Source organism: Granulicella sp. L60 (assembly GCF_009765825.1).
Lineage (GTDB): Bacteria > Acidobacteriota > Terriglobia > Terriglobales > Acidobacteriaceae > Edaphobacter.
In genome coordinates, this window is sequence record NZ_LMUR01000022.1 from 223,083 (window position 1) to 240,779 (window position 17,697).

Annotated in this window: 15 protein-coding genes; 9 read left to right on the forward strand and 6 right to left on the reverse strand. The window is 60.0% G+C overall.

Annotated features, from left to right (window positions below; all coding sequences use genetic code 11):
• Positions 1 to 364 precede the first annotated feature (364 nt).
• The 3 genes from GSQ82_RS21955 to GSQ82_RS21965 all read right to left on the reverse strand — a co-directional run bounded on the left by GSQ82_RS21955 (position 365) and on the right by GSQ82_RS21965 (position 4,868).
• Positions 365 to 3,028 (reverse strand): ABC transporter permease, encoded by a 2,664-nt coding sequence (locus tag GSQ82_RS21955; protein ID WP_158794428.1) that lies wholly within the window; start codon positions 3,026 to 3,028, stop codon positions 365 to 367.
• 12 nt (positions 3,029 to 3,040) lie between these two features.
• Positions 3,041 to 3,370, reverse strand: a complete 330-nt coding sequence (locus GSQ82_RS21960) for a PadR family transcriptional regulator (RefSeq protein WP_158794429.1) — start codon at positions 3,368 to 3,370, stop codon at positions 3,041 to 3,043.
• 100 nt (positions 3,371 to 3,470) lie between these two features.
• The gene (locus GSQ82_RS21965) at positions 3,471 to 4,868 is read right to left on the reverse strand and encodes a Gfo/Idh/MocA family oxidoreductase (RefSeq protein WP_158794430.1); all 1,398 of its coding nucleotides are present in this window, start codon (positions 4,866 to 4,868) and stop codon (positions 3,471 to 3,473) included.
• Between the two features lie 231 nt (positions 4,869 to 5,099).
• Here GSQ82_RS21965 and GSQ82_RS21970 point away from each other — a divergent pair, with 231 nt between their 5' ends.
• From GSQ82_RS21970 to GSQ82_RS21985, 4 genes are all read left to right on the forward strand, one after another.
• The gene (locus GSQ82_RS21970) at positions 5,100 to 6,299 is read left to right on the forward strand and encodes a pyridoxal phosphate-dependent aminotransferase (RefSeq protein WP_254061845.1); all 1,200 of its coding nucleotides are present in this window, start codon (positions 5,100 to 5,102) and stop codon (positions 6,297 to 6,299) included.
• Positions 6,300 to 6,302: 3 nt separating this feature from the next.
• Positions 6,303 to 6,557 (forward strand): hypothetical protein, encoded by a 255-nt coding sequence (locus GSQ82_RS21975; protein ID WP_158794431.1) that lies wholly within the window; start codon positions 6,303 to 6,305, stop codon positions 6,555 to 6,557.
• A 269-nt stretch (positions 6,558 to 6,826) separates the two neighbouring features.
• Entirely contained in the window at positions 6,827 to 7,411 is a 585-nt protein-coding gene (gene frr, locus GSQ82_RS21980; RefSeq protein WP_158794432.1) for a ribosome recycling factor, read from the forward strand.
• A gap of 148 nt (positions 7,412 to 7,559) precedes the next feature.
• Complete coding sequence (locus tag GSQ82_RS21985) at positions 7,560 to 7,937, forward strand: PilZ domain-containing protein (protein ID WP_158794433.1); 378 nt, start codon at positions 7,560 to 7,562, stop codon at positions 7,935 to 7,937.
• A 27-nt stretch (positions 7,938 to 7,964) separates the two neighbouring features.
• On the opposite strand, the gene GSQ82_RS21990 is transcribed toward GSQ82_RS21985, so the two are convergent.
• Positions 7,965 to 8,435 carry a DUF4440 domain-containing protein gene (locus GSQ82_RS21990; protein ID WP_158794434.1) on the reverse strand — a complete coding sequence of 157 codons (471 nt, stop codon included), beginning with the start codon at positions 8,433 to 8,435 and terminating at the stop codon, positions 7,965 to 7,967.
• A gap of 144 nt (positions 8,436 to 8,579) precedes the next feature.
• Positions 8,580 to 9,203 carry a TMEM175 family protein gene (locus GSQ82_RS21995; RefSeq protein WP_158794435.1) on the reverse strand — a complete coding sequence of 208 codons (624 nt, stop codon included), beginning with the start codon at positions 9,201 to 9,203 and terminating at the stop codon, positions 8,580 to 8,582.
• 263 nt (positions 9,204 to 9,466) lie between these two features.
• Here GSQ82_RS21995 and GSQ82_RS22000 point away from each other — a divergent pair, with 263 nt between their 5' ends.
• From GSQ82_RS22000 to GSQ82_RS22020, 5 genes are all read left to right on the forward strand, one after another.
• Entirely contained in the window at positions 9,467 to 10,456 is a 990-nt protein-coding gene (locus GSQ82_RS22000; RefSeq protein WP_158794436.1) for a threonine dehydratase, read from the forward strand.
• Positions 10,457 to 10,496: 40 nt separating this feature from the next.
• Positions 10,497 to 11,240, forward strand: a complete 744-nt coding sequence (locus GSQ82_RS22005) for a hypothetical protein (RefSeq protein WP_158794437.1) — start codon at positions 10,497 to 10,499, stop codon at positions 11,238 to 11,240.
• 1 nt (position 11,241) lies between these two features.
• A complete protein-coding gene (locus tag GSQ82_RS22010) occupies positions 11,242 to 11,427 on the forward strand; it encodes a CPXCG motif-containing cysteine-rich protein (RefSeq protein WP_158794438.1) in 186 nt (61 codons plus the stop codon).
• A 175-nt stretch (positions 11,428 to 11,602) separates the two neighbouring features.
• On the forward strand, positions 11,603 to 14,575 hold the full coding sequence (gene bamA, locus GSQ82_RS22015; RefSeq protein WP_158794439.1) for an outer membrane protein assembly factor BamA: 2,973 nt from the start codon (positions 11,603 to 11,605) through the stop codon (positions 14,573 to 14,575).
• Positions 14,576 to 15,248: 673 nt separating this feature from the next.
• Positions 15,249 to 16,016, forward strand: coding sequence for an alpha/beta hydrolase (locus tag GSQ82_RS22020; RefSeq protein WP_254061846.1), 768 nt, complete (start codon positions 15,249 to 15,251; stop codon positions 16,014 to 16,016).
• 16 nt (positions 16,017 to 16,032) lie between these two features.
• On the opposite strand, the gene GSQ82_RS25455 is transcribed toward GSQ82_RS22020, so the two are convergent.
• On the reverse strand, positions 16,033 to 17,691 hold the full coding sequence (locus GSQ82_RS25455; RefSeq protein WP_158794441.1) for an RDD family protein: 1,659 nt from the start codon (positions 17,689 to 17,691) through the stop codon (positions 16,033 to 16,035).
• Positions 17,692 to 17,697 lie beyond the last annotated feature (6 nt).

Here is a 17,697-nt window from a genome sequence, read left to right on the forward strand (position 1 = left end):
CGGCCAAGGGTTTGACTGGGTGTTGGCTCTCCTGAATGATCTTTGAATTTGCCCCTATCTCTATTATATCGGTTTGGATGGGATATCTACGCCACGACAAAGTGGCCGGTTGGCGCGGGTTTGGTGCATGTTGGCTATTGACAGCGAATGATGGGGTGAAGGACGGTTCTGGATTCACACCATCAGGCTGCCAAGGTTGTTTCAGATGGCTAGAGTATTTCCTCCTGGTGTAGTACGGGGCGGCTCAAGAAGATACAGGGTTCTTCGCTTCGCTCAGAATGACGACAATTTTTCTATCCTGTTTGACGGCAATTTTGTCCCGTATGACGACCATTTCTAGTCAATAACAACAATGAAAGTTGCTCTAGTCGCGGCGCAGGGCCTGGATTGGATCTACTTTGGCTGCGGATCGGGCTGGGAGCAGGGTGGCGGCGAGGGCTGCGGCCAGAAACAGCACGGGCACGGAGGCGAAGGTGAGCGGGTCGTAGGGGCCTATTTGAAAGAGCAGAGCAGACAGGAGCCGGGAGACAGAGAGGGCGGCTATGAGGCCGAGGGCAGTTCCGACAGCAACCAGGCGCAGGCTTTTGCCGAGAACGAGGCGGCGGATGTGGGCGTGCGTGGCTCCGAGGGCTATGCGGATGCCGATCTCCTGGGTGCGCTGGATGACCAGGAAGGCGATGACACCGTAGAGGCCGATGATCGCCAGAGTGAGGCCGGTGGCGGCGAAGAAGCTGACGAGCACTGTTTGGAAGCGGGGTTGGTCGGCCAGCTTGCTGACTCGCTGGTGCAGGGTAGCGATGTCGACGGGCAGAGTGGGGTCGAGCGCGGCGACCTGGGAGCGGATCCAACGGGAGGTCTGGTCAGGAGGCAGCGAGCAGCGGACCACGATGACGGAGGTTCTGCCCCAGGCGCCGTCTCCGTGCCAGTCTTGTGGAAGGTTTCGTCGGAGCCTGTAGAACTCCGGCACTTCTTCCTTGGTGAGGCCGCTGTTTTTTACGTCGGCGGCGACTCCGACCACTGTGGCCCAGGTCTCGTCGGCCATGAGCCTGTCGAATCTCAGTCGCTGACCGATGGGGTTTTGATTTGGGAAGAGAAGAGAGGCAAGGTGCTTGCTGAGGACGATGGTGCGTTGGCTTGCAGTCATGTCTTCCTCACGGAAGCCTTCGCCTTGCACGATGGGGATGTTCAAGGCGCGGAAGTATTCGGGCGAGACCATGCGCGAGACCACGACACCTCCGGTACCGGGTGTAAAGAGTGGCCTTCCGTCGATGGCGATCTCTTCGAAGCGGCGATCCATGTGACCGGGAGCGGGCGGGATAGTGTCGCTGATGGAGACGAGTTTGATGCCGGGGCCGAATCGAAGCCGCGTAGCCAGTCGTTGATAGAAGTTGAGGTTGCCTTGTGGAGTGGGGTAGCTGTGTTCTCCCAAGGTGATGCTGGCGGTAAGAGTGTTGTCTGTGCTCATGCCGAGGTTTTGATCTTCCAGGTTGCGAAAGCTTCGCAGCAACAACATCGCCCCGGCTAGTAGAACCATGCTTGCTGCGATCTGCGCGATGACCAGCCACTGACGCACGGTCGCATGGGAGGTTGAGGTGAGAGTACGTCCGCTCATCACTCCGCCGCTTGATCTCTGTAACGCCAGCGCGAGGCCGAAGAGTACGCCGCAGAGGATCGAAAGAACGACGGTGAAGCAGACGATGCGAAGGTCGAGATGGATTTTGCTGAAGTAAGGGATGCTTGCGGGTGCGATGGCGATGAAGAGACGCAGAAGAGCTTCGGCGAGAGCGCATCCTGCTATCGCTCCCATCAACGAGAGCAGAAGCGATTCGGTCAAAGCCTGACGGGCGAGCCTTGCTCGACTGGCTCCGAGCGCGGAACGAACCGCGAGTTCGCGTTGCCGCATTGCACCGCGAGCCATCAAGAGGCTTGCTACGTTGGCACAGGCGATGAGCAGCACGGTGAAGACTGCGCTAAGGAGAACCCATGCAGTCAGAGTTACATCCTGCATCTGGCGGTCGCGCAGGGAACGGATTTTGAAGTGGAAGTCGTGACGAATCTCCGACGGGATCTGACTTTGAGTCTGCTGGAAGAGTGGCTGCAGTGCTGCTTCAGCCTGTTGAAGGCTCACTCCTGGGTTGAGCCTTGCGAAGGTCCTGCGAGGACTTCCAAAGCCGCCATTTGCAACTCGGTCCGCGGCCTCATCGACGGCTATCGGAAGTAAGATATCGGCGGCCTGAAGCCGAGGCATCTCGAACTCTTTCGGAAGAACACCGATGACGCGAACCGGAGAGCCGTCGATATTCATTGTCTTGTTCAATATGCCCGGATCGAGACCGTAGTGAGTCAGCCACAAGCCATATGAGATAAGGGCGACGCCTGGACCGCCCAGGCGAGTCTCTTCCGGCAGGAAGTTACGTCCAAGGACAGGAGAGATGCCAAGGGTGGGAAGGAAGTTCCCCTCGACGAGGGGACAGCTGAGTTGCGCGGGATTTCGTTCCGTCAGGTCGCACTCACCTGTTACCGCGTTCTCAGCGGTCATCGACGCGAAGACCTTTTGTGTGCTCTTCCAATCGTAATAAAACCGGCTGAGCATGAACTCCTGGGTCTCCAGGGGTTGGACGAGGCCGAGGGAGACGATGCGGTCTGCGTCTCTGTAGGGGAGGGGCCGAAAGAGGATGCGGTCGACGACGCTGAAGACGGCGGTGGTGGCTCCGATGGCGAGGGTGAGGGTTGCAAGGATGGTGAGAGTAAAGATGGGGTTGCGATGAAAGCCCCGGATGGCGTAGCGGACGTCCTGGAGGAGGGTTTCGATGGGGAAGATGGGGCGTTGTTCGCGGCACTGTTCGCGGGTGCGCTGGATGCCGCCGAAGGCGATGGCGGCTTGTCGTTGCGCTTCTTTTGGGGACATGCCGGCGGCTAGGTTGGCGGTGGTTTGCTGGTCGATGTGGAAGTGGAGTTCGTCGTCGACGTCGCGGTGGGTCTTGCGCTTGAGGAGGAAGCGGAGGCGGGAGAGCCATTGGGTGAGCATGGTGGATTGCTCCTAGGCGTGGGCGAGTACGAGATCGATTGCGGTGGAGAGGCGGCTCCAGTTTTCGAGCTCGGCGGCTAACTGCTTTTTGCCGGTGCGGGTGAGCGAGTAGAAGCGGGCCTTGCGGTTGTTGTCCGAGGAGCCCCAGTCGGCTTGGATCCAACCTTTGTACTCGAGGCGGTGGAGCGCGGGGTAGAGCGAGCCCTGGCCGATCTGGAGGGCGTCGTTGGAGACTTGCTGGATACGCTGCGCAATGCCCCAGCCGTGGATGGGCTCAAGCGCAATGGTCTTGAGGATGAGGAGATCGAGGGTCCCCTGGAGAAGATCGGTGGATGGCGGCATGGTTCTGCTCCCCTTGACGTTCGACAACAGGATGAGGCTTCTTCCTGTCGGATGTCAAGGGGAGCGGGTTAGAGATGCAACGGCTGCTTTGTCTTCGAGGCTAGGCCCAGCTACTCTGGGCGAAGGTGTAGGGGGAGCGTTGCGGGCGCGAGAGCTTGGCGTTAGCCTCTTCGTCGTTGATGAACTGCTCTTTATCGGGGTCCCAGTGGAGATGCCGGTTGGCGCGCATGGCGATGTGGTGGAGGAGACAGGTGCTGCAGGCGCGGTGGCCGATCTCGACGGGGGCGGTGGGTTGTTTGCGGGTGCGGATGCACTCGATCCAGTTGGCGTGTTGCTCGGTGGCGGTGTAGAGGTGGATCTCGTCGGGGCCGATGACGGAGTCGAGAATCTTGGGGTCGCTGGCCATGAGGGGTTCGATCTTGACGGGCTGACCGCCGGGGGTGGCGGTGGGGGTGGTCATTTCATCGCGCGTTACGAAGATCCAGCCGTTGGTGCCGTACCACTTGATGCCGTTGGGGAAGTCGCCGGAGATGTCCATGGTGACGCCGTTGGCGTAGCGGGCGTGGGTGAGGAACTTGCCGTGGACGTTCCAGAGGCCGGTGGTGGGGAACTCGGCGGAGCCCCAGATTTCGACGGGGCCGGTGTACTCGGTGTTCATGCCCCAGTGGGCGGTATCGACGTGGTGTGCGCCCCAGCCGGTGATCATGCCGGCGCCGAACTGCTCCATGCGCAGCCAGCCGGGACGGTCGAAGCCGGTGAGGGGCATGGTGCGGTCGAGGGTGTAGTAGACGTCGGGGGTGGAGCCGAGCCAGGCGTCGTAGTTGAAGCCGGTGGGGACGGGCATCTTGTCGGGATTGCCGCCGGCGGGGTCTCCGGGGAGGCCGATTTCGACGTGTTTGACCTCGCCGATGCGGCCGTTGCGGACGAGTTCGCAGGCGCGGTGGAACTGCTTCCAGGAGCGCTGCTGGCTGCCGATCTGGAGGATGCGGCCGGAGGCCTGGACGGCGTTGGAGAGATAGCGGCCTTCGGCGATGGTGAGCGAGGCGGGCTTTTGCAGGTAGACGTCTTTGCCGGCGCGGACGGCGGCGGCGGCGACGATGGCGTGCTGGTGGTCGGGCGTGGAGACGACGATGGCGTCGATGTCTTTGTTGGCGAGGAGGTCGTGGAAGTTGGCGTAGCCGGTGACGCCGTCGTATGGTTTGCCGGTTTTCTTTGAGTAGAAGTCATTAACGAACTTCTTGCCCTGTTCGACGCGGGGGGCGTAGAGGTCGCAGACGGCCATGATGCGGGTGTTGTCGACCTTGAGGATGGCGGGCATGTCGTGGACGCGGGAGATGCGGCCTACACCGATTGCGCCAATGTTGATGCGGTTGCTAGGGGACATCTGCCCGAAGACGGAGGATGGCAGGATGGTAGGGAAGCCGACTGCCGCAGCCGCTCCGAGGGAGCTCTTGAGGAAGGTTCTACGGGATACGCCGCTGTTGCGCTTCGTGGTCATTGGAGGTGCTCCTCCTGGGTCATTTTTTTCCGTCTCAAACTTTATCACCTGGAGAGGTTGTCTGGCAGGATTTGTGTGATCCGGGCCGGTGAAGCTCAAAAGTGCGGGTTTGCGATCGTTTATGTGTTCTTTGGCCTGGGGCGATAGGCTCTGTATAGTCTGGCGGATTGATAATAGGACGAAGCTGGTTGTGGCTGCTTGTTTCGACGAGTTTCTACGGAGGTTTCGGTGATGGCGCAGGCGGATATGTCTTTGGGACGTTTGGGGTTGAGCGAGCTGGCACCGGGTGTGGTGCAGTCGGAGATTCGCGCGATGAGTGTGGCGTGCGATGCGATGGGCGGGGTGAACCTGGCGCAGGGCGTTTGCGATACGGAGGTGCCGGGAGTGGTGGCCGAGGGGGCGATTCGCGCCATTCGCGATGGTTTGAACATTTATACAAGGCTGGATGGAATCGCTCGACTGAGGAAGGCGATTGCGGCGAAGGCGGAGCGGACGCTGGGGCTGGTGGTCGATCCGGAGCGCGAGGTGCTGGTGACGAGTGGGACGACCGGAGGACTTCAGGCGACGGTGATGGCTTTGCTGAATCCCGGCGATGAGGTGCTGCTGTTTGAGCCGCTGTATGGGTATCACGTGAGTACGTTGAAGTCGGTGCGGGTGGTGCCGGTGCCGGTTGCGCTGGTGGGAGAGGATTGGGCGCTGGATATCGACGCGGTGCGTGCGGCGATTACACCGAAGACGCGGGCGATGATCATCAATACGCCGTCGAACCCGGCGGGCAAAGTGTTTACGCGCGTTGAACTAGAGGGATTGGCGAGCATCGCGGAGGAGTTTGACCTCTTCATCTTTACGGACGAGATCTATGAGCACTTTATCTATGGGGGCGCGAAGCATGTGAGCCCGGCGGTGATTCCAGGGATGCGGGAGCGGATGATTCTGATGTCGGGGTTTTCGAAGACGTTTTCGGTGACGGGATGGAGGATCGGGTACCTGATCGCCGATGCGAAGTGGATTGGAGCGATTGGGTACTTTCACGATCTGACGTATGTGTGCGCGCCGGCTCCGCTGCAGCAGGGAGTGGCGGATGGGGTGGAGCAGCTTGGCGCGGATTTTTACGAAGGGCTGGCGAAGGAGCATGAGGTGAAGCGCGGGTTGATTGTGGACGCGCTGCGCGATGCGGGGATGAAGCCACATATTCCGGATGGAGCGTACTACGTGCTGGCTTCGGCGGAGAGTCTGCCGGGAGCGACGGCTGCGGAGAAGGCGAGGGCGCTGCTGGCGAAGACGGGTGTGGCTTCGGTAGCGGGGTCTGCGTTCTTCTATCAGGAGGCTGGACGGCCGCGGAAGGGTGAGGATCTGCTGCGGTTCTGTTTTGCGAAGAGGGATGAGGATTTGGCGGAGGCTTGCAGGAGACTGCGGGCGCTGGGGAGATAGTGGATGGCTCAATTTTCTGAGGTGACGCGGATTGAAGCCGCGATCAAGAATAAGAGTGCGAAGGAGTTGGAGTGGTCGCTGTGGTACTGCAGGATGCGGCAGGCGGTGCCGTCTGAGCGGCCGGCGGCGGTGAAGTATTGGAACGGCATAGAGGCACTGGTGAAGGAGGCGATGGCTCCTCCGGTGGCGGCTAAGGTGTATCCGGCGCGGAAGAAGAAGCCGAATCGCGGATTGGGGCTGGGGCCGGAGGAGTCTTGAAGATATGTCCTGCCGGACGGGCCCACTGCTCGTGGGGAGGTCACTTCGTGACTTATATACCCCTTCGATGGGCCCTCCCCTTGGTCGGGAATAAAGTTGATTCCGACCAACGGGAGGACCTTTGCTGATGGTAGCTGCGTGACCGGTATACATGTCACGAAGTGACCTCCCGCGGAGTAAGCGGCCCGTCCGGCAGGACATTTCTGCCTGCTCTCCTCGCAAGGTTGGGAGCGTCTCTGTAAAATATCGATTGCAGCAGAGGAGAAGGTATGGCATCGGCGATGGCAGGCATTGAAGCGTTGAAGGGAACACACCAGCAGTTGAAGTCGAAGATGGAGAGCACGGTGGAAGACTTCCGTGGGCATCTGTTGTCGGCGCGGACGGGACGGGCGAATGTGCATATGCTCGACCAGATCAAGGTCGACTACTACGGCACGGATACGCCGGTGGCGCAGATGGGCCAGGTGAGTACGCCGGAGCCGACGCTGATTTTGGTGCAGCCGTATGACATGGGAATGGTGTCGGCGATCGAGAAGGCGATTCGGACGTCGAGCGCGGGGCTGAACCCGATGACGGATGGGAAGGTGATCCGGGTACCGGTGCCTCCGATGACCGAGGAGCGGCGGAAGGATGTGGTGAAGCAGCTGAATAAGGTGCTGGAGGACCATAAGACGGCGATCCGCAACATTCGGCGCGATGGAAACGACCAGATCAAGAAGGCTGCGAAGGACAAGTTGATCTCGGCTGACGACGAGAAGCGCGCGAACGAAGAGGTCCAGCAGCTGACGGATGTTGAGATCAAGCGGGTTGAGGATCTGTTTAAGGCGAAGGAAAAAGAGATTTTGACGGTTTGAGCTTTACCTTGCTTCGTGAGATGGCCTCGCCTGTGGTTTGGGTTGAGGCCATTTTTGCTGGAGGCTGAAGGTTTTGCGTTCTGTGCCGATGATGGGGTGAGCGGTTATTTTTCACGAGCCGCCAGAACGCGCAGGCCGGGAGTTTGGTGTGGACGAGTTCGACGGGCAGGGTGAGCGGCGGGGTGTGGTAGCCGAGGGCGTCGTGGAGCGGAGGCAGTACACGCGCTATGCGGTCGACGCATGGGCCGAGGTGATGGTTAAGGATGGACGAATGCTGTTTCGCGGACAGGTTCTGGATGTTAGCGCGGGCGGGTGCTATATCGAGACGGAGGCGCGGCTTCGGCTGGCTCCGGGGACGCCGGTGGAGATGATCTTTCGCGTTGATGATCGTGTGTTTCGGTGTGAGGCTACGAGCAGGACGGTGCGAACGAGGGGTGCGGGTTTTCTGTTTGAGCTTGCGGATGCGAGGACGCGGGCGCAGCTGGATGGGTTGATCGCGGAGTTGAGTGGGAGCGAGGGTGTGTAGGGCTGAGGTTGCTGGAGCTTCTGCGGATTAGGTGGTGTGGTCGATGATGATCTTCCAGCCGTTGTCGGTCTTTTCGAAGATGAGGGAGAAGATGCCGTCGGCGTTGCCGCCATCTTTTTTGCCGCGCTCGAGATGGTATTTGCCGATGACGACGGCGTAGTTCTCGTCGAGGGGGCGGACTTCGAGCTCGGAGAAGGCGAGGGTGCCCATGGCGGCGCGGGTGGGGTAGTCGCGCTTGTACTCGTCGACCATGCCGGCGAAGCCGCGGGAGACCTGATGGGTGATGAAGAGGGTGTCTGGCGCGTCTTTGTAGCCGCTGGCGAAGGCGTTGAGGTCGCCTTTGTTCCATGCGTTCTCCTGGGCGATGAGAACCTTGATGACGTCGAGCTCCTGGCGGGAGGCGGTGTGGAGGGGGTTGGTGTCCTGCGCGGAGAGAAGTGTGGGGCAGAGCAACGCCAACGTGAGTGTGGTGGCGCGGAGGCAGGTGAGAAAGGTCATGGCGGAACCTCAGGTTTGCGAAGCTATGGTCGCCGCTGTGGCGGGTTAGGAGGACATTATCAGTAGAGGCGGCTCTCGGCCAGAGCGGAGGTCACTGGTTTCGCAATAGCTGCGCTTTTTTGAGAGCGAAGACGTGTGTTTGGATTAGAAAGAGCGGGGTGGGGTGGAGTATGGATGCTGGTTGTTGGAGTGGGGGATGGATGCGGTGGGGTAGATCCAGACAACGGTGACGAGGGCGATGATGCCGAGAGCGATGTAGGGGTGGTAGAAGGCCAGGGGAATGGCGATGGCGTACAGAGCCAGGGAGAGGTAGTGTTTGCGCTGGATGGCGATGTCTTCGGGTTGGATGCTGCCGGCTTTTTTGAGGCGGCGGCCTATGGCGATGCGGAGTAGAAGAAAGCTGAAGCCGGTGACGACCATAGAGGATGCGTAGAGGGCGACGGAGAAGGAGTTGATCTCCTTTTCGAGGACGTAGGAGGTGAAGAAGGGAAGGAGAGAGAGGCAGAAGAGAAAGACGAGGTTGGCGTAGAGGATGGTGGTGTCTGCTTCTTCGGTGCGGTGGACGAGGTGGTGATGATTGATCCAAAATATGCCGGTGAAGGCGAAAGAGAGCGCGTAGACGCAGAATATGGGGAGTACGGCGCGGAGACCGGCGAGGCCGTTTTCGTGGGGGACCTTGAGTTCGAGCACCATGATGGTGATGATGACGGCGATGACTCCGTCGGAGAAGGCTTCGAGGCGGGCCGGGCTGGAGATCAGGGTTGTCATAGGCGGTGATGAGGGTCGTCGATGCTGCTGGCAGCAGCATACACGGTGGCGGGAGAGGCGTCAGGAGCGTGTGAACTAGAATAAAAGGATGGATAAAAACCTCGCGGTTTCGGGTACGCCTTCGAGCGGTACGCGGACGATGCATGCGGTTTGGGCGCTTGACTGCGCGGATTCGTGCGGCGTGCTGGCGGCGATGGATGCTGACGGATGTCGGGGCGGGGATAGGTTTTATTCAACGCAGGTTGAAGTTAGAAAGGTAAGTGATGCAGTTAGATGATGTGGTCGTACTGCCGGGGCTGGAGGAGATCCGCGCGGCAGCAGAGTTGATCTACAAGACGATGCCGGCGACGCCGCAGTATAGTTGGCCGCTGATTAATGCGCGGGCCGGGGCCGAGGTGTGGGTGAAGCACGAGAACCACACGCCGGTGGGGGCGTTCAAGGTTCGCGGTGGGCTGGTCTATATGGATTGCCTGCGGCGTGAGCGGCCCGAGGTGACGACGGTGGTGTCGGCTACGCGGGGAAACCATGGCCAGTCGATGGCGTTTGCTGGTGCGCAGCATGGATTTCGTGTGGTGATTGTGGTGCCGTTCGGAAACAGTCCGGAGAAGAATCGTGCGATGCGTGCGCTGGGTGCGGAGCTGGTGGAGTTCGGGCAGGACTTTCAGGAGGCTTGCGAGCATGCGGCGTATCTGGAGCGGGAGAACGGATGGCACCGGGTGCCGAGCTTCGATCTGCGGCTGGTGACGGGTGTGTCGACGTACGCGCTGGAGATGTTCTCCGGTTGTCCGGAGCTGGAGACGGTCTATGTTCCGATTGGGATGGGATCGGGCGTGTGTGGAACGATTGCCGCGCGGAATGCTTTGGGGTTGAAGACGAAGGTGGTGGGAGTGGTGTCGAGCCACGCTCCGGCGTATGCGCTGTCGTTCGATGCGGGCAGGGTGATCGAGCATGAGACGCGAACTGAGATCGCAGACGGAGTGGCGTGCCGGAAGCCGGACGTTTCGACGCTGGAGATCATCATGGCCGGCATGGATCGCATTCTGATGGTGGATGACGACGAGGTGAAGGACGCGATGCGGGCCTACTTCGTCGACACGCATAATGTGGCGGAGGGTGCGGGTGCGATTGGGCTGGCTGCCTTGTTGAAGGATCGCGAGGCTGGAGGCAAACGGGTGGGCACGGTGCTTTGTGGAGGCAATGTGGATAGCGATGCGTTCGCGGAGATTCTGTGCGGGGGCGTCAGGACTCTTTGAGAGAAGAGGCTGGCGTCGCTGCTTATTTCGAGGTGAATAGATGGTTAAGTTTCTTTCCAGCCGGCGCTTTCTGGCGATCTACTCGGGATGTGTGACGGTCGTATTTGCAGTTACGGTTCTTGCGGGATTTGCGAGGCCGTGGCAGAGCGCGGAGTTTGACCAGATTACGGTGCATCGGTTGAATGTGGTGGAGCCGGATGGGACGCCGCGGCTGATTATGTCGAATAAGGCGAGCTTTCCGGGGGCGTATCTCCACGGTAAAGATGTTCCCCGGACGGACCGCGATAGTGCGGGCATGATCTTTATCAATGATGAAGGCACGGAAAATGGTGGGCTTATCTTCGGGGGATTGAAGGACTCGAAGAACGTGGTGCACAGCTATGGGCATTTGAGCTTCGATCGCTACGATCAAGACCAGGTGATCAATTTAGAGCACAACCAGGATGGGGATGACCGCAGTTCGGGAATCTCGATCAATGACACGGGCGATTATGCGATTACGCCGGAGATGGTTGCGGAGGGGAGCCGTTTCAAGGCGATGCCGCATGGGGCTGAGCGTGCGGAGGCATTTCGACAGCTTCAGGCGAAGTATCCCCCTTATACGAATCGAGCTTATCTGGGGCGGGTGCGGGATAAGTCCGTTGGGTTGACTCTGCAGGACGTGAAGGGGCGGGAGCGGTTGCGAATAGCGGTGAGGCCGGATGGAACGCCTGCGATCGAGCTGCTGGATGAGAGTGGCAGGGTTGTGAATCAGCTTGCCGCTGTGGCGCAGGGGCGGTACTGAGATGTATGAGGCGGGGTTTCAGTGTGCGGGCTGCGGAGAGTGGATCGAGACCTCGGTGGATGAGTCAGCGGGCTCGAAGCAGCAGTATGTGGAGGACTGCCAGGTGTGTTGCCAGCCGAATGTTCTTACGGTGCGCTGGGACAGCTCCGCGCGGGAGTTTAGGATTGCAGCAGAGCTGGAAAGCTAGCGGGCAAGCGTTTGGACGGCGGCTTCGTCAAACAGTAAAAGCGTATTTTCTGTGGGTTGGAAGCTGTCCGGTCCGACCTGAATCAAGGGACGAACTCGCTAACGGCTGGCCGCTCCCATATAATCAGGACTTCGCTGACTGTGCTGGCGAGCGTCATTTTTAGAGCAGTGAGGGTGTGCGTATCTTTACCGTGAATCGAGAGAGCGGAAGCTCCCTGAAATGCAAGACCAAGACTGTGTGCACGCGCTCCAGACGCCTCCGCATCGCCTATGCCGCGTACGTTTTCGCCTTTGCAATGGTCGCTGTGGCCGCTCTGCCGGCGCAGGTGACACCGGGCGTCTCCAATGAGGCGTCGTCGTCGCAAGGCGCAGAGACTCTTTGCCAGCCGCAGGTGATCGGTAATCGACGCATTCCGAAGGAGTCGGTGCTGGCGCGTCTGTTCAGCCGGCAGAACGATCTCTACGACCCCCAGGTGGTGGAGCGGGACTTCAACTCGCTCTGGAATACGGGATACTTCGAGAACGTACAGATTGAGCGCGTCGATACACCGAAGTGCGTCCAGCTTGTGATCTATGTGCTTGAGAAGCCGACGATCCGGGAGATCAACTACAAGGGTTTGAATGCGGTGACGCAGTCGGACGTTCTGGAGCGGTTCAAGAAGGCGAAGGTTCCGCTTTCGGTTGAGAGCCAATATGACCCGACCAAGCTGGCTCGGGCTGTAGTGGTCTTGAAAGACCTGCTGGCAGAGCATGGACATCAGTTTGCGACGATCAAGCCTGAGGTGAAGAAGATTCCGCCGGCTGCCGTGGCGCTGACCTTCAACATCAAGGAAGGTCCGACGGTGAAGGTGGGCAAGATCGAGTTCGAGGGCAACAACAACTTGAACGATCGTACCCTGCGGGCTTCGATGAAGAACCTGAAGCCGATCGGGATACCGCACTCGATCGTCCTGGAGAATCTGTTTGCGCGGACGTTCGACGCGAGCAAGCTGGATGAAGATACCGAACGCGTGCGGCAGGCCTATCGCGACCGAGGCTACTTCAAGGCGCTGACGAGCGAGCCGACGACACACATTCGCGATGCGGGCGGTTTGAATCCGCTTACGCTGCATCCTTCCAAGGGCAAGAGGATCGATATCCTGATGCCGGTGGAAGAGGGCGATCGTTACAAGCTTGCCGGGATTACGTTCAGCGGAAACGCGCATGTGCAGAATGTGAAGGCTCTGCGGGCGCAGTTCGCGCAGAAGGACGGCGAATACTTCAACGCGACGCTGTTCAGCAAGGGGCTGGATGAGCTGCGCAAGCAGTACGGCTCGCTGGGCTACATCAACATGGTAGGCAATCCGGTTCCGCAGATCAATGATGCGAACAAGACGATTACGCTCAACATCGATATCGATGAGGGCAAGCCGTTCTACGTCTCCCGGATTGAATTTACCGGCAATACGATCACGCGCGACAAGGTGATTCGGCGCGAACTGCTGCTCGAAGAGGGCCAGGTCTATAACAGCCGACTCTGGGAGCTTTCGATCCTGCGGTTGAACCAGTTGAACTACTTCGAGGTACTGAAGGCGGACCAGGACTCCGAGAGCCGTCAGAACGCCGACGATGGAACGGTCGACCTGCTGTTGAAGCTGAAGGAGAAGGGTAAGAACTCCATCGGGCTCAACGGCGGTATCAGCGGACTGTCGGGAACGTTTGTCGGCTTGAACTACGAGACCAACAACTTCCTCGGACTTGGCGAGACGCTTTCGGTGCAGGCTAACCTTGGCGACCTTTCGCGGCAGATCAGCTTCGGATTCACGGAGCCGTACCTGCGGGACAAGCCGATCTCGGTCGGAGCGCAGGTGTTTGCGCAGAAGTACGACTTCAATCCATCGAAGAGCCAGTCGGCTACGGGCGCTGCGGCGGGAAACCTGACGACGGCGCAGCAGTCGCTGCTGACCAACTACAACACGTCGACGACCGGTTTGACGCTGACGGCGAGCGAGCCGTTGCGCCACCTGTTTGCGCACACCGGTGTGACGCGCGTTGGACTTTCGTACTCGCTGTCTCGGTCTTCGGTGACGACGTTCAACTCGAATACGCTCAACGTATTTCAATCGCTGGCGTTCCGTTCCGGCGTCGCGGGTCAGAGCCAGTTGAATGGCATCATCACTTCGGTGGTCTCGCCGAGCTTCTCGTTCTCGAGCCTCGATCGCGCGGTTGGACCGCATAACGGCAAGGACTTCAACGTCTCGATTCAGATCGCGGGCGTCGGCGGCAATGTGAAGTACACGGCGCCTACGGTGGCCTACCGTCAGTTCTTCCCGATGAAGGGTCTGAAGGTGAGCCGTGAGGGCCACAACGTTCTCGGCTATCGCGTGCAGCTGTCGCACATCTCGGGCTTCGGCGGCGAGGTTGCTCCTCCGACGAGGCGTCTGTATGAGGGCGGCGAGTCGGATATCCGCGGATTCGATATCCGGTCGGTCGGTCCTTACACGTTCATACCGAACAAGGTGCAGTTCATCCTGACGAATCCTGATGGATCGCCGGTGCCTCGCGATCCCAGCGATCCTGCGCAGGGAAGCGTGCAGGTTCCGCTGCCAATCTATCGCATGGTCTCGATCGGCGGCGATACGAGTCTGGTCTCGAACCTCGAGTACAGAATTCCGATCGTCAGCCAGGTTACGTTTGCCTTGTTCACGGACTTCGGTATGAACATGGATACGCAGCACGGACAGTTGCGACAGAGCACGGCGGGTCAGTCGCTGATCAGCGGCGCGCTGTACGGCTGCCCGACGATCGTAAACGGCTCGTGCTTCGGCGGCAGTTCGGTTGTCTTCCCGGATCTGCTGAAGATCGTGCCGGGAACGAACTTTGTGCCGCGTATGTCGAACGGTGCCGAGCTTCAGGTGATTCTTCCGATCGTCAATGCTCCGTTCCGCATCTTCTACGCGTACAACCCGCTCCGTCTGTACAAGGACATTCCGCAGGAGCTGGCGGTACCGAACTCTGGCTCGGATGCTGTGAATACGTTCAAGAGCTACTTCCCGACGAATGGTGCTGGACAGTTCAGCTACCAGCAGGCGCTTCAGTTCTACGGTGCGGACTACATTCTTCGGGAGCCTCGTAAGACGCTCCGGCTGACGGTCAGTACTACGTTCTAGTCTTTGCTTCTTGTGTTGCATGGAGGGGCTTGCCTGTCGGCAAGTCCCTCTTTTCTTGCGGGGTACCCCCTCCTCATGCATTGTTGCTCAAACGTATTGAAATCAGTCACTTAGGCTGGTAGTATCTCCGCAAATTCTTCTAAACAAATGGGTTACAGGTAAATTCTTCTCAATAAAAGAGTTATGGACGAATTGCTTCAAAGTGAGCAAAACCTCGGCTTTTGGCCGAGGTTTATTTGATCTCTGAGTGTAAGTATAGCTGGTTGGGTGTAACTGGTGCGTCAGGGGTATGTTGTTGATTCTTTTATGGTAATGGATGTGTGGGGCTTGACAGGTTTAAGGCGTGGTAGTGCAGGCTGGTTCGGGTGTTACCACCTATGGTTCAGCCAGGAATCCACAGATACTTGTCCAGGGAACAGCCGCTAGGCTTGGAGATGGTTATGGGCCTTCTGCCCTGAATCAGAACCGTACAACTTTTAGTTCACGAAGGCGGTCTTCCATGAAGGCACTGGCAGCGATATGCCTCTTATTTGCAGCGTCTCTGCTTCAAGCTCAACAAGTGTGGCAGCCGTCATCCGGCCATTCGCAGGTTCCTTTGTGGCCAGGAGCGATCCCAGACGCGAGGCCGATCACTGGACCGGAGACTCAAAAGCTAGTTCTAGAACGTAAAGACATGGTGGCTGGGAGGCCCTGGACGTACATCAACAACGTCTCCATGCCCACCATGACGGTCTACTCGCCTACCGGGAAAAACACAGGTGCTGCGGTGGTTGTTTTTCCTGGCGGCGGTTATCAGATTCTCGCTATCGATCTGGAGGGCACAGAGGTCTGCGATTGGCTGAACTCTCGGGGGATTACGTGTGTGCTGCTCAAATATCGCGTACCCGGCGAAGGCAAGCTCCCGAAATCAGGCGCTTATCCATCTTCTTCGGAGGCTCTGGAAGATGCTCAGCGGGCTATCGGATTGACCCGCTTTCATGCTGCGGAGTGGCACATCGATCCGCATAAGATCGGGGTCTTGGGTTTTTCGGCGGGCGGGCATCTGGTGGTTGCCACCAGCGTTCATTCTAATAAGCGCATTTACGCGGAGGTGGACGCAGCCGACAAGCAGAGCTGCCGCCCAGACTTCGCGATAGCTCTCTATCCCGGGCATCTATCCGTCAAAGAAAACACTCTTGAAGTCAACCCGGATATTGCAAGACGGATCAACTCGCGGACTCCGCCCACGTTTCTGCTTCAGAACGAGAACGACGATACGGACAGTATCTGGGACTCGCTTAGCTACGAGGCGGCGCTGATAAAGGCTAAGGTGCCGGTCGAGTTTCATTCCTATGCCGAAGGGGGTCATGCCTTCGGGCTGCGGAGAAGTAAGTATCCCGCGACCGGATGGCCAATCCTGGTAGAGACGTGGCTTCATACCATCGGGGTTCTCGCAGACTGAGAATAATGCTTACTACCTAATAGCTGCGTTGGTACATGCGGGAGATGCGGTCGTGCCAGCCGAGGCCGTCTTCGTCCATGCAGGCCCAGAGGAAGCCGATGCCTGCGGGACATGCGGCGAGGAGGACGGCGAGGATGCGGCGGCGCATGGCGGAGCGGGTGGGGTTGTCGTCGGCGAAGGTGCAGAGGCCGATGCGGGCGTAACGCATGCCGGGGGTGGCGTCGGAGAAGGTGAAGAAGAGAAGCTGGTAGATAAGGCCGAAGATTGCGAGGGTGACGAGGGAGGCGATGGCAGCGGTTTTGGCGCCGATCTGGCTGGCGATCCCGATGCTGGTTTGGCTGGCGGTAGGGACGGCTGCGTCGGGGCTAGATGGCTGGGAGATGCTGGTGTCGGAGTCGGCTGCTTGTGGGCTGGTTGCCAGGGGGCTCGTTGGAGTTGGCAGGGAGCTGAATATTTTGCGTCTGCCTGAGCGGCGGCTGGTTACATGGAAGCTGGCTGGCTGGAGGGTGGCGGCTTGATCGGGGATGGAGGTGGGCGTCTGGCTGGAATCGGCGGTGTTGTCGGTGGTGGTTGGGGTGGCGAGGGCGGTATTTAGTGCGGTGCTTGTGTGGCTGGAAGAGGTGCGGCTCTCGAATTGATTGACGGTGAGGACGAGGGCGGCGGTGAAGAGAAGGAAGGCGGCGGTGACGATGCAGGCGTCGACGATGGAGGCCATGAGGCGGAGGCTGAGGCGGGCGGCCTGGGGGATGGGCGCGGGGATGTAGGGTGCATCGGGCGACTCGACCGCAGCGGAGACGGGGTGGGCGGCGAGGCGGATGCTGGACCACTCGGGTTCGACGGATTCGACGATGGGCGAGGTGGAGATCTGGGCGGCTTCGACCTCGAAGATGCGGAGCTGGGTGGTCTGGGGGGCGTGGGTCTCGTCGGCGTCTTCGCGGAGGGGGCCTTCGGCGAGGCGGGGACGGGCCTTGCGGGCGGCGACGAGCTGGCGGGGGAACTCGATGAGGTTGGCGGGGATGTCGATGGGCGGGAAGGCCTCTTCGAAGACGGGGGCGTGGCGGAAGGCGATCTCTTCGTCGAGGGCGAGGGTCTCGTCTTCGTCTAAGGGGGGGCGGGCGTGGAGCTGGTTGGAGACGGTGGGGGAGTGGGGGCGAGCGGGGGTGTCTTCGTAGAGACGGATGGTGAGGCCGGGAGATGAGTTTTGCGCGGCGGAGGGCGCGGCGGCGATGGGTTCCGGTCTGGCGGCTGGGGGCGGTGCGGGGAGGCGCTCCGGCTCGGGTGGAGGGGTGAGAGACCACTGGTCGAGTTCGGCGAGGAGCTGGTACTGGGCGTCGGCGACGGCGCGGGCGCTGAGTGCGGCTACGTCGGCGGCGGCTTCGGCCTCGCGGATGGCGGCTTCGGCCTGGGCGGCGAGGAAGGCGCGGTAGCTCTGGGAGTGGGCGTAACGTTCGGCTACGGTGGCGGCGATGCGTGCGGCGCGGGTGTTGGCGGGCTTGGCGATGGGGTGGACGAAGTTGTTTGCGGGTGAGCTGCCGGTGCGGCGGGCGCGGTGGGCGGCGAGGCGCTGGGCGACCTGTTCTTTCAGGGCGGAGGGCTGCTCTGCTTCCGTTTGGGCGGATGCTTCGTCCAGTGGTAGAAGTTCTCGCTGTGCCGAGCTATTGGTGCTCAAATTCAAACTCGC

Excerpts from the sequence above, each read along its gene's own strand:
- GSQ82_RS21955 (WP_158794428.1), bottom strand. The coding sequence starts at position 3,028 with ATGCTCACCCAATGGCTCTCCCGCCTCCGCTTCCTCCTCAAGCGCAAG.
- GSQ82_RS21960 (WP_158794429.1), bottom strand. The coding sequence starts at position 3,370 with ATGCCGCCATCCACCGATCTTCTCCAGGGGACCCTCGATCTCCTCATC.
- GSQ82_RS21965 (WP_158794430.1), bottom strand. The coding sequence starts at position 4,868 with ATGACCACGAAGCGCAACAGCGGCGTATCCCGTAGAACCTTCCTCAAG.
- GSQ82_RS21970 (WP_254061845.1), top strand. The coding sequence starts at position 5,100 with ATGGCGCAGGCGGATATGTCTTTGGGACGTTTGGGGTTGAGCGAGCTG.
- GSQ82_RS21975 (WP_158794431.1), top strand. The coding sequence starts at position 6,303 with ATGGCTCAATTTTCTGAGGTGACGCGGATTGAAGCCGCGATCAAGAAT.
- frr (WP_158794432.1), top strand. The coding sequence starts at position 6,827 with ATGGCATCGGCGATGGCAGGCATTGAAGCGTTGAAGGGAACACACCAG.
- GSQ82_RS21990 (WP_158794434.1), bottom strand. The coding sequence starts at position 8,435 with ATGACCTTTCTCACCTGCCTCCGCGCCACCACACTCACGTTGGCGTTG.
- GSQ82_RS21995 (WP_158794435.1), bottom strand. The coding sequence starts at position 9,203 with ATGACAACCCTGATCTCCAGCCCGGCCCGCCTCGAAGCCTTCTCCGAC.
- GSQ82_RS22000 (WP_158794436.1), top strand. The coding sequence starts at position 9,467 with ATGCAGTTAGATGATGTGGTCGTACTGCCGGGGCTGGAGGAGATCCGC.
- GSQ82_RS22005 (WP_158794437.1), top strand. The coding sequence starts at position 10,497 with ATGGTTAAGTTTCTTTCCAGCCGGCGCTTTCTGGCGATCTACTCGGGA.
- GSQ82_RS22010 (WP_158794438.1), top strand. The coding sequence starts at position 11,242 with ATGTATGAGGCGGGGTTTCAGTGTGCGGGCTGCGGAGAGTGGATCGAG.
- GSQ82_RS22020 (WP_254061846.1), top strand. The coding sequence starts at position 15,249 with ATGGTGGCTGGGAGGCCCTGGACGTACATCAACAACGTCTCCATGCCC.